Origin of the sequence: Methanolobus sediminis (assembly GCF_031312595.1) — an archaeon.
GTDB lineage: Archaea > Halobacteriota > Methanosarcinia > Methanosarcinales > Methanosarcinaceae > Methanolobus > Methanolobus sediminis.
In genome coordinates, this window is the sequence record NZ_CP133592.1 from 277,242 (window position 1) to 291,580 (window position 14,339).

Below are 14,339 nucleotides of genomic sequence, written 5' to 3' on the forward strand. Positions count from 1 at the left end.
ATAACCAAACCTATCGGTAATTTCACAATAACTTACAGTTAATATTCGCTTATAATAAATGTAAATCCGGGTAACTTGCACATTCAGAATTTAAGTTGAAAGCAAAAACAGACAACTAGGAGGGAAGAGGATAATATTAATCCCCAATTCCCAGTTGTTTCCCGCACATATGCACAGGAAGGTAAAACAGTTAATAACAGGAATGTTTATAATATAACCATTATGGCCATTGTTCAAACTGATTTATATGGTCAAGACATTTTTCAGCTAATTATCAAAAATAATCAATTGCTGATGTTATTGCTATAGTGAAAATCATGCAAAACTATATCTTTATCCAGACCATCATCTCACTCTATAGGGAGCCAACAATATGCGAATCGGAGTTTATATCTGCCATTGCGGACTGAATATCGCACACACCATCAACGTAGAATCACTCAGAGATAAGGTCAGTGAACTAAATGATGTTGCGGTGGTCAAGAACATACAGTTCATGTGTTCCGATTCGGGACAGGACTCCATTGTCCAGGACATAACCGACCTTGATCTTAATCACATACTTGTTGCAGCCTGTTCCCCTCACCTGCATGAGCAGACTTTTAAGAGAGTGCTTGAAAAAGCAGGTCTCAATCCATTTATGCTGGAAATGGTCAATATCCGTGAGCAGTGCTCCTGGGTCCACATGGATAATCCGCAGATGGCAACCCAGAAGGCATTCGACCTCATCCGAATGGGTATTGCCAGGCTCAAACTACTTGACCCGTTACAGCTAAAAAAAGTTCCTGTCAGAAAAGATGTAATGGTGATTGGTGGAGGCGTTGCTGGAATTGAAGCCGCACTCACACTTGCAAATTCCGGTCATCATGTAATAATGGTTGAGAAAGAACCCACCATCGGCGGAAAGATGGCACTGCTCAATGAGGTTTTTCCAACCAATGACTGTTCTATCTGTGTACTGGCACCAAAGATGACAGATGTGAACCAGCACCCGAACATTGATCTCATAACACTTGCAGAAGTTACCGAAGTAAGCGGCCCTGTTGGAAATTTTAACGTAACGGTAACCAGAAAACCAAGATATGTTGACGAAGATAAATGCAAAGGCTGTGTGGATGAATGCGGACGTGTATGTCCTGTAGAAGTTCCAAACCGATTTGATTCAGGTCTTGGAAAAACAAAAGCAATCAACATGCCAATTCCACAGGCAGTTCCTCAGGTAGTTTATATTGACAATGAATACTGCGTAGGATGCGGACTATGCAAACTGGCATGTCCTGCCGATGCTATTAACTACCACCAGAAAGAGGAAAAACTCGAATTCACTGTGGGAGCGATCATACTTTCAACCGGCTACAGTCATTTCGATGCAAGCAGGAAGCCGGAATATGGTTACGGAATCTACCCTGATGTAATTACCAATATGGAACTGGAACGCCTGCTAAACGCTGCCGGGCCCACAAAAGGCAGGGTACTTTCACCTTCAACACTCACGGTTCCTGAAAAAGTATCCTTTATCCAGTGTGTAGGTTCAAGGGATGAACAGGTTGGAAATCCATACTGTTCAAGGGTATGCTGCATGTCGAGCATGAAAAATGCCCAGCTGCTCAAGGAAAGATACCCTGATGTTGATATTACAATCCATTACATTGATGTCCGTGCATCCGGTGAGATGTACGAGGAATACTACATACGCAGCCAGGAAATGGGAATAAATTTCGTCCGTGGAAAAGTCGGAGAAATTCTTAAGGATTCTGATGGCAAACTGAAACTTAGATATGAGGACACATTAAGCAGCGAACTGTTCGAAGAACCAACAGACCTTGTTGTCCTTGCAACCGGAATGGAGAACGTCAAAGATGCTGACAAGATTTCAAGGGTATTGAATCTTACAAGACGTACAGACCGTTTCTTCTCCATCGCTCACCCGAAAATGAGACCGGTGGATTCACACGTAAAAGGAATATACATAGCAGGATGCGCATCCGGTCCTAAAGAGATACAGGTTTCCATTGCACAGGGAAGTGGAGCAGCAGCCAAAGCAATGCAGTTGCTTTCAAAGGGTGAGCTTGAAATGGACCCACTCAGTGCCCACGTGAATCCTGACAAATGTATTGGATGTGGAATTTGTGTCGATGTCTGTAAATTCAATAAGATCACAATGATCGACCGCAAAGCAGTGGTTGACGAACTCTCATGCATGGGATGCGGAGCTTGCAGTGCATCGTGTCCTGCTGATGCCATATGGATGCGTAACAGCACCGATGCACAGATAATGGCCCAAATACATGCTGCAACAGAAGTCAAATCAGAATCACCACTAATAGTTGCTTTCCTCTGCAACTGGTGCAGTTACACATGTGCTGACCTTGCAGGAACTTCAAGGATACAGTACCCGACCAACATCCGCGTAATCCGCGTCATGTGTGCAGGACGTGTTGACCCTTCTTTTGTTCTCGAAGCACTGGAACATGGTGCAGACGGAGTGCTAGTCGCAGGCTGTCGTCTTGGAGAGTGCCACTATATTTTCGCAAATTATAATGCAAAACAAAGGATGGAAGCTTTAAAAGAAGTCCTTGCAGATGTCGGAATAGACCCTGGACGTCTCAGTGTTGAATGGATATCAGCTTCCGAAGGCGAAAGGTTTGCAAATTCCATCGAAGGCTTTGTTGATTACCTGAAGAAGATCGGCCCTATAGGTTCTGAACTTAAGGAGGCTGAACAATGACCGAAGAGTGCAGGGAGAATTCACTCTGTGTTGAGAAAGACATGGATATGGATGGCTCACATTTCATCTACCGTCAGATAAGCAGCAAATCCATTAAGTTCCTTGATTTTGATTACAAAAGATGTGTTGGCTGTGGAATTTGTGTAGATATCTGCCCGACCAAAGCCCTGGAACTTGGCCCTATACAGGAAATATCCACTGGCCTGGATGCACCACCTGTGATGATGGACCTTGAGAAATGCACATTCTGTTCCATGTGTGCCAATTTCTGTCCGGTTCATGCTTTCAAAATGACAGAAGAAGGTGAACTTCCTGAGAAGGAAGAGTTCCCTACATTCGATTCATATGTAAGGATGAACGAGAAATGCCTTCCATGCGCACTCTGCAAGGCTGCATGTCCTGAGGAAGCCATTGAAGTAGAATTCACTTTCCCGAAGAAAGAAGAGATTGCACCATTTAAGGACGGTGCAGAAGGCGAGATTGAGATCGATACCGAGAAATGTAATTTCTGCGGACTCTGCGCTGAACTCTGTGAAGCATTCCTTCTTATTGAAAAGGAGAAAACTCCAACTGACCCGCAACCATTTGATATGCTCCTGGTTGACGAGGAAAAATGTGATTACTGTGTGCTCTGCCAGGATCTATGTCCTGAAGATGCCATCAAGGTCAAAGGTGAGAAACGAGGCGAAGCTCCTGAGATCGAAGGGAACGTTACAGTAGATGACGATAAATGTACACGCTGCACCTGGTGTCAGGTTGTCTGTCCTTATGACGCTGTGGATATTAAAAAGCAATTCGAAGGCGAGCTAAGTCTGATTGAAGTTAACGTTGACAAGTGTGACCCACAGGGCTGTCATGGGTGTTTTAATGTCTGCCCTTCTCATTTATGGTATGTACCGGAAGAAGGAGCAAAGATAGCAGCAAAGTCTGACTACTGTACTTATTGTGGTGCATGTGTCAATGCATGTCCCAAAGATGTCATGACAGTTTCCAGAACAAAGGTGAATCACACACCTGTCACTGATTCTCCGTGGGCAGAACAGTGGAATGATGCAATAGACTCCATGATTACCGGAAAGAGAAAACATCCTGATGTTTCCAGAACCCTTGATGTTGAGCCTGAAGCACACAAGGAACACGTTGAAGTTGAACTACCACAGGTTGATGGTTCACTGCTAAAGCTTGCAAAAGAGCGTATAGAAAAGGCAAAGCCATTGCTTGATAATGTAAAACTGCGAATGATGATCGAAAAGGAGGATCCTGAAAAGGTCAGTAATGAAATTAAAAAGAGGTTGAACTGAACTTTTCACGGATCATTTGGTCAAAAACTAACTGAAATTAAAGAAAGCAAGAATTGAACGACTTCTCAGCTTTCATCTATTTTCAGTCATTTTTTAATGTGATTGAGCATACCTTTCTGCAAGTGTTGCCCTTTTAAGTTTGAACTGAACTCTCTGCTGATCCCACTGGTATTTTTCAGCAAGGAACCTTATGAGCCTCTTCTTGGAAGCTCCCTTGAGTTCGTTCTTTGTCATCATTTCCTCAATGAACTGTTTCTGCTGTTCGCTGTCAAGTTCTGGCATTAGCATCCCTCCATTGATACGATAGTTGATGTTCCTCTAGCTACAGGAAGTTTCTTTGCTGTAAGCACAAGACCGTTCGGAAGTGCTTCCACTCTGAATCTCATCTTAAGCTCGCCTCTGTTACTCTTCAGATTTACACATCCACCTTTCTTCAGGCCGAGTTTCCTGACTGTGTTCCTGTTAAGGAGAACAAAATCATTGTCATCCTGCTGGTCAAACCACATGAAAGGATTATAGAGATACTTTAACTCGTACATGCCTTCTGGAATTTCAGGTGAAGAAACACCATCTACAGAAACTGAACATTCAGTAACAACTGACCTTTTTTCTTTCTGAGCTTCAATTGCTTTGAGCACAAGATAGTTCATCTCATCATAAGTGAAAGCTTTTCCACCGATACCAGCATTAAGCAATGAAAGTGCATCCACACCGGCTTTTCCTGCACCGCTGTTCTCCAGAAGTTTTCCTTCAGTATTAAGGAAAGTACCGGCTTTACTGTAAACAGGTTCACTGGCAATCACAACGTTCGCAAATTCAGTAATTGGGCTGCTTCTTGAACTGATAACGATCAGGTTATTGAGCTTCTTCAATGATTCAACAGCAGCTTCATTATCAGGCATAAGTTCGATTGGATCGCTATCCAAAACTACAAGTGTCCTGATATTTCCAAGCTCAATATCCTCAAGCAGTTCTGCAAGACCTACCTTCTTACTTTCCTGGTCTCCTGAAAGTCCAGTTCCAAAACTGTTCATGAAAGGTCTCATGAACTGAATCTTTGCATAGGTCTTCTGAGCAAGAGCAAGAAGGCTCTTTGCCAGCATTATATCTGAATTTGGATGGATATCTGCAATTATCAATGACTCGCTGTCGAGTTTCAGTTCATCATGGTTCTCTGGTTTCAAATCAAGAGTTTCATCAGCCAGGTTTAATGGTTGTGTTCCAACAGCCACTATACTTGCACCATTTTTCTTAGCTGCAAGTAGTCTTCTGACAATAAGAGGATACTGGACGTAAGGGTCAATGAAAAGCACGATTCTTTTTGCATTTTCAATCTCAACAAGTGATGCCATAGGAACATTCAGACACTCTGAACTTACACCAGTCTGAACAATAGTCTCTAATGTAGCAGCCAGCTTTGTAAATGCCATCTGTTCTTCATTGGTAGTATTTCCAACGGATAACAGAGCAATACTGCTGCTGTCAGCTTCCTTTAATATCTCAACTGCTGCCTTGATAGCAGTTTCAGCCACAGCACTTGATCCATTTACCAGATTTACAGCATTGTTCTCTTTAGCATAGTAATGTGGAAGCTTCATTCCAAATCTGCAAAGTTTTCCCAGATTTACAGGACTGCTTTTCATGTGATCAATACTTAATTTACCATCAGCATTTTTCCTGATGTAAAGTCCGCATCCTATACCACATCCTGGGCAGATAGTCTGGTATATTGTTTCCTTCATCTTGGCATCACCTCCAGGAATGGGGGCCTCTCAAGTGTCATTCCGGCCTTGTAGTTGTACTTTTTCTGCGACTTGTCTGCAAAACGCCTGAAGATAGTTGTTAATGGTATATCCACTGGACAGACATCAGTACACTGACCACAGCCAATACAACTATCAGACAGATGCATCAGACGAACCATGTGGAACATGCTCATCCTGTAATTATCCTCAAGATTATGATACATTGTACACTTTGAATCCTCACCGCAGGTACATACAGGACAGACTTCCTTACAGGCACCGCAGTTAATACAATCGGCAAATTGTTCCATGTAATACTGGGTACGTTCCCCGTCAGGAATTTCAGTGAATATCTTCTCTGACCACTTTTCACCCATGGAAAGCATGACATTGTTCACTTTTTCTCTGATAGCTATGGCCTTTTCACTTGCGGGCTCTATCTCTATGTAGCCTGCATCAATGGCATTCTCAAGAAGACGGACACCTTTCTCGTTCATTACTTCACAGAAGGTTGCGTTTCCAGAAAGCTCACCGATAACACCCCAGTTACCACATGCAAGATCAGCGTTGACAGGGATCTTGACATCACAGTAACGGCAGCTTACACGCCTACCGTATCCAGCTTCCTCAAGCTCATCAATGGAAATGCCCTTTTCCTCACCGGACTTTGTCCTGAATATGAGATTTCCTTTCTCGATATTCTCACCTTTGACATCCTCGGGGTCGATATCGTACATATTGATGAGCATCTCCTGGGTCTGAACAGGGTACATTGTTCCTCCGCAGTTCAGGCCAATAAGATATGTGTTGTCAATATTGACCTCGTTACGCTTTGCCTGCTCAATAACACCCCTGATATCACAGGGTTTTCCAGGCATGGCAACGTTCTTGCCAACAGCATACTTTGCAAGGTTCACAGGAACAGTGTGCATACTGCCTGCTGATGCAAGTACGTCTTCAACATCACTGGTGATTATTGGTATTGCCTCGTACTCGTTGATGTGTTTGAGAACAACAACTTCTTCCACAAGTCCCTTTTCAAGAGCTGCTGCAAGAATTGCCGTAACAAGACCACCGGAAGCTCCCTTGTTGCGAACTCCAGGGTCGGTTGAATAACCTATAACTTTGTCTCCGACTTCTATCATTTTAGTTCACCCCTTCTGGTTTGAGCGGGCTTGGCCCGAGTTTTCTTACCTGCTCAGTTACTTCCCTGACAAAGTTGGCAAACTTTTCACCTTCACTGGCACTTATCCAGCTCAGGTGGAGTCTTTCAGGTTCAAGACCGAGTTCCTTTATCATGTCTTCCATGAAATCGTACCTGACCTGAGTCTTGTAATTTCCATTAACGTAGTGACAATCTCCAAGGTGGCATCCTGTTACAAGAACTGCATCAGCACCTTCAAGGAATGCATTGAACACATGTAACGGGTCAATTCTTCCAGAACACATGACACGAATAATACGGAGTGAGGCAGGCTGCTGAAATCTTCCCATTCCTGCAGTGTCAGCCCCACCATAACTACACCAGTTACAGCAGAATGCGACTATCTTTGGTTCCCATTGTTTATTCTCTGTCATTTTCATTACTCCTCGAAAGTGAATACATTCTTTACCTGTGCCAGCAGCTGGTCATTCCTGAAATGGTTCTGCTGCAATGCACCGGTTGGACAGGCTACTGCACATGTTCCACAGCCTTTGCAGAGTGCCTTGATAATATTCAGTTTTCCCTCCTCGATCGAAAGAGCCTGGAAAGGACACATTGGCACACAAATACCACAAGCAACACAGATGTCATGATTCACTTCAACGGTGATTCCTTCAGTGATTGCCTTACCCTGCGCCAGATAACGTGATGCACGGGCTGCACATGCACTTCCCTGTGAAACTGAATACGGGATGTCCTTTGGTCCCTGACTGACACCGCCTATGAAAATGCCATCCAGTGTGGTGTCAACAGGCTTGAGCTTTGGATGTGCTTCCATCAGAAAACCATCAGCTGCCCTGCTGACTTTAAGGATCTGCCTGATGCGTTCAGTACTTTCACTTGAAACAGCACCGACACTGAGAACCAGCAAATCAAGATCAAGGTTGATGATATCGTTGGTAAGCGTGTCCTCAACACGGACTTTCACACCACCATCATCATTCTCTGTGACTTTTCCAGGTTTACCCCTGATGAAGCGGATTCCCATGTCTCTTGCCCTGTCGTAGAATTCCTCGTAGTTCCTGAACGGAGTTCTCATGTCCATGTACATGATATAAACTTCAGAATCCGGGTATTTCTCCCTGATAAGCTGGGCATCCTTGAGGGCATACATACAGCAGAAACTGGAACAATATCTGTTACGTTTCTTGTCCCTGCTTCCTACACACTGGATAAAACCTACCTTCTTCGGTGGTTTTACATCACTTGGCCTGACAACCTTACCCATTGTAGGTCCGCTGGCATTTATCAGGCGTTCGAGTTCCATGCCTGTAATTACATTATCATAAAGTCCATAGCCGAAATCATGGGTTGGCTCAGGGTCATAAACATCAAAACCTGCTGTGACAACTATGACTCCAATATCAAGTTCAGAGAAGGTGTCTTCCTGTTCCATTATAATAGAATTACTGCTGCATGCTCTGGAACAGGCGCCACAGTCGATGCAAACAGACTTATCAATAACAGCTCTGAGAGGAACTGCCTGCGGGAACGGGATATAGATCGCTTTGCGGGTACCGATTCCTTCGTTGAACTCTATATTCGGAACTTCGACAGGACATTTCTGGACACAGAGTCCACAGCCTGTACATGTATTAGTGTCAACATAGCGTGCTTTGTGTCTGACCTTTACCTTGAAGTTTCCAACATAACCGTCCACTTCTTCTACTTCGGAGTAGGTCATAAGCTCGATATTCTTGTTTCTTGCAACCTCTACCATCTTCGGACCAAGGATACAGATACTGCAGTCGTTGGTCGGGAAGGTCTTGTCAAGCTGTGCCATCTTTCCACCGATTGATGGATTCTTTTCAACAAGATAGACCTTGTAACCCATTTCTGCGATGTCAAGGGCAGACTGCATACCTGCAACACCGGCACCGATGACCAGTGCTGTGTTTGTTACCGGAACCTCATTGGACTGCAATGGTTCAAGTTTTGAAGCTCTGGAAACTCCCATGCGTACAAGTTCGCATGCTTTCCCAGTTGCAGCTTCCTTTTCCTGCATGTGTATCCAGCTGCAGTGTTCCCTGATATTTACGAACTCAAAAAGATAAGGATTAAGTCCTGCTTCTTCCACGCAGGCCCTGAATATCGGTTCGTGGGTCTTAGGTGTACATGCTGCAACAAGCACACGGTTGAGATTATTGTCCTTAATTGCCTGCTTGATCTCGGACTGGCCGGAGTCGCTGCAGGTGTATTTGTTAACCGAAGAGCGTATTACATCAGGAAGTGTGCCTGCATAATCTGCCACTGCCTGGCAGTCAATGACACCTCCTATATTTACTCCGCATTCACAGATGAATACACCAATTCTTGGTTCATCCATTTCATCTGTGTTTTTAGTATCATTATTTATTTCACTCTGAGCCAAATTCATCACCCTTTTTTCATGGCGTAGACTATCGCCATTTAAAAATAAAAGTAAAAATTACGTTTTTCCGTTTTTGTGTTGTCAGCTTTTAGTTTCGTTTTTCCGTTTTGTCGTTTTGTAATAGTAAAGAAGATCGAGGATAAATTCAGGCCGTGACAAAGCCTTCCTTTATCCTTTGAATGAACACAGCAGTGTCTGTGCTGTTAAGGTTAATTCCGAGTTCTTCAGATGAAAAACCCATTGCAAGTCCCAGAAGCTGTGTGTAGTGTAGTACCGGGATCTCATAATTTGTGCAGGAATTCTTATTGATGTCCTGCTGTCCTGTATCGAACTGGAGATGGCAGAACGGACATGCATTGACAATGCAGTCCACCTGTGCTTCGGTCATATTCTGGAGCTTTTTCTCAGTTATCCTGAGAGTTGCATCCTGAACTGCAGCCCTTGCTCCCCCACCGGCTCCGCAACACATCATCTTATCTTCGTACTCAACACTCCTGGCGCCTGTGGCCTCCACGAGTTCATCGAAGAATGTGATGTGATCGGTGACAAGTTCGGAATCGTTTTCCTTCAAAGGTTGTACAAGATGGCATCCGTAGTGAACTGCAACCCTGAGGTCCAGTGGATTGGAAACCATTTCCCTGATACCGTCAACACCAATGTCCTGATAGAGATACTCTATTATATGGCGGACATCGTGCTTGCCCCTAAACTCATGACCGGTTTCAAAGAGCTTTTCATTGACTTCCTTTTTCAGTCCGGAATCTTTTTTCAGTTCAGTTTCAGCTTCTTTCAGTGTGCTGTAACATCCGTTACATATTGTGAGCAGATCGTCGTCCATTTCCTCGGAGAGAGCAATGTTTCTGGAAGCAAGTGTCAGCCAGGTTGTTTTGTCAAAAGACCTGAACACTCCAGGAGCCGGACAACATGATGCGCCTTCAAGGTCGTCAAGCTCTATACCAAGCTTTGAAAAGGTCTTTTTTGTAGCAGCCTCAATACCAGGATAGCGGTTAGGTGCCACACAACCAAGGAAAAGGGACAGATTGCTCATGCTTTCTCCTCAGCTGCCTGCTGCTGGGTGAAGCATGCCTGTTGCACCATTGTTGTATTTTCAGGGATTGTCTCAACTTTGGATTCTGCAACGAGATTATCAAAACCTGTAAGTCTCATCAGAGTCTTGATCTCACTTAGGCCTTCAATTGAAGCCTGTACTGTAGGTGGCCTTTCATCAAGACCTAGTAATGCTCTTTTTTCCATGGCATCTGCGTTGGTTGGTACAGCATGGCCGTAGTTTATGAGCATCTGACCTACTTTTTTATGGGCCTCAAGCATCTTTCCTTTATGAACGGCCTTTTCTCTGATAGCCAGAACTGCATCCACAAGATTCACACCCTGCGGGCAGTTATCCTGGCATTTATAACAGGTGGTACAGTAAAATATGAATGGAGTGATCATACTCTCTTCACTTTCAAGACCCAGCTTTTCCATCTGGAGGAACCTGCGGATCCTGTAAGTTTGTTCCTGTTCTCCCATCGGACAGACAGATGTACATTGACCACATTGGTAGCAGCGTTCTATATTGGATATCATTTTAGATCCCTGTGTATTTCGGATTTGTCATGATTGTTTCATATATATCATGATTAATCATGGATTTTAACATGCTTTTCTATAGAATTGTAACATATAAACGCTTCGCATGTCGTTTTCATTATTTCTCATAATCAGTCATTAAGAACCATATACTCAAATTAGTTTCAATTGAAAAATAGACAATTTTGGTTTTCTCGCTGTTAACTTCCCAAAGAATGCGGCACGTGAAAAAACCGGATTTGCAACAATAACTTTATACATCCTGAGGCTGTTTGATGTGTAAACCGACGTATGCGAAACTAACTTGGTGAGATCATCCATGAGTGACAAATTCGATTACAGAGAACTTGGCCTGAAATGCGGGCTTGAAATCCACCAGCAACTTGACTCAAAATGTAAGTTGTTCTGCAATTGCCCGACACAGATTAGAAACATAGAAGAATCAAACCATGAATTCTTCCGTTATCTCCGCCCAACAGCCAGTGAAATGGGAGAAACTGACAGGGCTGCCCTTGAACAGTCCAAGCTCAGACGTAAGTATATCTATAAGGCATACGACACGACCTGTCTTGTAGAGAATGATGATGAACCTCCAACAGAGGTCAACAGGGAAGCTCTGGGGATAGCTCTGAGTATCACTAAACTGCTGAACATGGTTCCTGTTGACCAGGTACACATGATGCGTAAAATAGTGGTTGACGGTTCCAACACATCCGGTTTCCAGAGAACAGCTTTCCTTGCAAAGGATGGACACCTTGACACTTCAGTCGGACCAGTAGGTGTCGGCGTGCTCTGTCTTGAGGAAGAGGCATGCCAGAAGATCGAAGACCAGGGAGATTCTATAATATACTCCCTTGATCGTCTTGGTATCCCACTTGTTGAGATTGGAACCGACCCTGATATAATCTCACCACAGCATGCAAAGGAAACTGCACAGCAGATCGGTATGCTGCTTCGTTCCACAGGAAAGGTCAAGCGTGGACTTGGAACCATACGTCAGGATGTAAACATTTCAATCGCAAAGGGTGCGCGTGTAGAACTGAAAGGTGTACAGGCACTCGATATGATAGAGACAATTGTAGAGCGTGAGGTCGAGCGCCAGGTCAATCTCATTGCAATGAGAGATGAACTGCTTGAGCGCAATGCATCCGTATGCGACACTATTTTCGATGTGACCGAGCTTTTCAAGGAAACACAGTCCAAGGTCATCAAAAAGACTATCAAGAAAGGCAAGGTCTATGCAGTCCTTCTTCGTGGATTTGATGGATATGTCGGCAGGGAAGTACAACCGGGAAGACGTCTTGGTACAGAATTCTCAGACCGTGCAAAAACATCAGGTGTTGGAGGAATATTCCACACGGATGAACTTCCTGCTTACGGTGTTTCCGAAGAGGAAGTACAGGCAATGCGTGCTGAAGTTGGTGCTGAAGAGAACGATGCTGTTGTAATGGTGGCTGACCGCGAGGAACGTGCATGGGGAGCTATGGAGAGTGTTATAATCCGTGCAAAGGAAGCTCTTGAAGGCGTTCCGGAGGAAACTCGCAGGGCACTTCCTGATGGAAATAACTCCTACCTCAGACCACTTCCGGGAGCAGCAAGGATGTATCCTGAAACCGATGTTCCACAGGTCAACATCTCAAAAGAATACTTCGAATCCGTTGAAATGCCTGAACTGCTTACAGAACGTGCAAAGCGTTTTGAGTCTGAGTTCGGACTTCACAGGGAACTTGCAGAGAAGATTGCTTATTCCACCTACCTCCCGCTCTTTGAAGAGATCATGGGAATCCTTGGTGACAATGAGAATGTCAACGCAACACTTGTTGTCAGAACACTTACCGGAACACTGCCAGAACTGAAACGTGACGGTGTTGAGATCGATAATCTTGAAGATAAACACTTCATTGATGTCTGTACCTTTATAGCAGATGGCGGAGTAGCAAAGGAAGCAATCGATGCTTTACTTCGTGCACTTGCATGTGAGCCTGAACTCTGTGCAAAGGATGCGGCTGAGAAGTTAGGTCTTGGAAGTATTGACCTGTCTGATGTCGAAAGCATGGTTGAGGCAATTATCAACGAACGTCAGGATTTCGTGAAGGAAAAAGGCATGGCTGCAGTTGGGCCTCTTATGGGAGTTGTCATGGCCGAGGTCAGAGGAAAAGTCGACGGCAAGACCATAAGCGAAATATTAAAACAAAAGATTAATAAATATATAAATGTATAATATATATTTGATGTGGTCGCTTTTTACTATTCAGTCCCGGGAATTGATCAACAGGGAATTAATAAGCAGGAAGATCATAACTAGAAATCTTCTCCTGCTCTCTTTTTTGATATTGTTTGTCTCATATGCGTCAGCAGCTCCTATTATAGAGAGTGATGTAAAACTCACTAATACAACAAATGCCAACCATCCTTCATGGAGTCCTGATGGCAAGAAAATAGTGTATGCTGCTAACCAGGCAATATGGATTATGAACAGCGACGGTTCCGGGCAGAAGAAGCTCTATGATGGCATGGCATGGGAAGGAGAACCTGTCTTTAATGAAGATGGTTCAAAGATCTATTTTGCAGCCGAGAGCAAAAAGGCATTTTCCGCACGCTACATCAGTATCCATGTGATGAATACTGACGGCAGTGACGGTGTGAAACTTACTGAAACTGCAGATTCCCGAAACCCTGCTGTAAGTCCTGATGGAAGCAGGCTGGTATATGCTTCTAGGGAATCCGGTAACTATGACATATGGATCATGTCACCTGACGGATCAGATAAGGAAAGACTTACAGATGCCAGCGGTGATGAAAGCTCTCCTGCATGGAGCCCTGACGGGAACACTATTGTTTATTCCGCAATGGGGGACCTTTTTTCAATTGATGTTAATGCTGTCAGACCTGTACAACTTACAAGTGATACATATAGTAATATAGAACCGTCCTACAGCCCGGATGGAAACTCCATTATCTATGCATCCAATATTGGCGGAGATTATGACCTATGGATTACAAGTACTGATGGCAGTTCACATATGAAACTTACCAGTGACATTTCAGACGAGAAAGCTCCTGCATGGAATCCTGAAGGAACTAAAATCGCTTATACATCCAACAAGGATGGAGAATTCAACATCTGGGTAATAACCGTAAAGGAAAATAGTATTGAACTTGAGGAAGTTGAATATGATGCTCCAGAGGTCAGTGAAAAGGTCATCAACAATGAATATATCCTTAAACTGCGTGACTATGCAGCAAACAACCCCAGAGAGTTCATTGGTATAGTTCTTTTGGGATCATTCCTGTTTGTATTCCTTATAGTAGGTACATTCCTGTATAAGATCTCATAATCTTTAAAAATCCACATTCACTCTCTCTAAAAACTAAGGATGCCATCGCAACGCTTATAGCC

11 protein-coding genes are annotated in these 14,339 nt (G+C 43.9%); 4 read left to right on the forward strand and 7 right to left on the reverse strand.

What is annotated here, in order from left to right; genetic code table 11:
* Positions 1 to 373 precede the first annotated feature (373 nt).
* Positions 374 to 2,728: a CoB-CoM heterodisulfide reductase HdrA2 gene (gene hdrA2 / locus RE474_RS01380; RefSeq protein ID WP_309311204.1), complete on the forward strand. Its 2,355-nt coding sequence runs from the start codon at positions 374 to 376 to the stop codon at positions 2,726 to 2,728.
* Positions 2,725 to 4,029: a 4Fe-4S binding protein gene (locus RE474_RS01385; protein WP_309311205.1), complete on the forward strand. Its 1,305-nt coding sequence runs from the start codon at positions 2,725 to 2,727 to the stop codon at positions 4,027 to 4,029. Before hdrA2 ends, RE474_RS01385 begins: the two co-directional genes overlap by 4 nt.
* A gap of 93 nt (positions 4,030 to 4,122) precedes the next feature.
* Here RE474_RS01385 and RE474_RS01390 read toward each other — a convergent pair whose 3' ends face one another.
* From RE474_RS01390 to RE474_RS01420, 7 genes are all read right to left on the reverse strand, one after another.
* Positions 4,123 to 4,311: a hypothetical protein gene (locus RE474_RS01390; RefSeq protein WP_309311206.1), complete on the reverse strand. Its 189-nt coding sequence runs from the start codon at positions 4,309 to 4,311 to the stop codon at positions 4,123 to 4,125.
* Positions 4,311 to 5,771 (reverse strand): molybdopterin-dependent oxidoreductase, encoded by a 1,461-nt coding sequence (locus RE474_RS01395; protein ID WP_309311207.1) that lies wholly within the window; start codon positions 5,769 to 5,771, stop codon positions 4,311 to 4,313. Before RE474_RS01395 ends, RE474_RS01390 begins: the two co-directional genes overlap by 1 nt.
* Positions 5,768 to 6,919 (reverse strand): Coenzyme F420 hydrogenase/dehydrogenase, beta subunit C-terminal domain, encoded by a 1,152-nt coding sequence (locus RE474_RS01400; protein WP_309311208.1) that lies wholly within the window; start codon positions 6,917 to 6,919, stop codon positions 5,768 to 5,770. Before RE474_RS01400 ends, RE474_RS01395 begins: the two co-directional genes overlap by 4 nt.
* Before the next feature lies 1 nt (position 6,920).
* Positions 6,921 to 7,352 carry a hydrogenase iron-sulfur subunit gene (locus RE474_RS01405; RefSeq protein WP_309311209.1) on the reverse strand — a complete coding sequence of 144 codons (432 nt, stop codon included), beginning with the start codon at positions 7,350 to 7,352 and terminating at the stop codon, positions 6,921 to 6,923.
* Between the two features lie 5 nt (positions 7,353 to 7,357).
* On the reverse strand, positions 7,358 to 9,349 hold the full coding sequence (locus tag RE474_RS01410) for a 4Fe-4S binding protein (RefSeq protein ID WP_498371324.1): 1,992 nt from the start codon (positions 9,347 to 9,349) through the stop codon (positions 7,358 to 7,360).
* Between the two features lie 145 nt (positions 9,350 to 9,494).
* Positions 9,495 to 10,397: a CoB--CoM heterodisulfide reductase subunit B gene (hdrB, locus tag RE474_RS01415; protein WP_309311210.1), complete on the reverse strand. Its 903-nt coding sequence runs from the start codon at positions 10,395 to 10,397 to the stop codon at positions 9,495 to 9,497.
* Positions 10,394 to 10,936: a 4Fe-4S dicluster domain-containing protein gene (locus tag RE474_RS01420; RefSeq protein WP_309311211.1), complete on the reverse strand. Its 543-nt coding sequence runs from the start codon at positions 10,934 to 10,936 to the stop codon at positions 10,394 to 10,396. Before RE474_RS01420 ends, hdrB begins: the two co-directional genes overlap by 4 nt.
* Positions 10,937 to 11,258: 322 nt before the next feature.
* On the opposite strand from RE474_RS01420, the gene gatE reads away from it, so the two are divergent.
* Positions 11,259 to 13,160 carry a Glu-tRNA(Gln) amidotransferase subunit GatE gene (gatE, locus tag RE474_RS01425; RefSeq protein WP_309311212.1) on the forward strand — a complete coding sequence of 634 codons (1,902 nt, stop codon included), beginning with the start codon at positions 11,259 to 11,261 and terminating at the stop codon, positions 13,158 to 13,160.
* Positions 13,153 to 14,277: a TolB family protein gene (locus RE474_RS01430; protein ID WP_309311213.1), complete on the forward strand. Its 1,125-nt coding sequence runs from the start codon at positions 13,153 to 13,155 to the stop codon at positions 14,275 to 14,277. The genes gatE and RE474_RS01430 overlap by 8 nt, the downstream gene beginning before the upstream one ends.
* Positions 14,278 to 14,339: the final 62 nt, after the last annotated feature.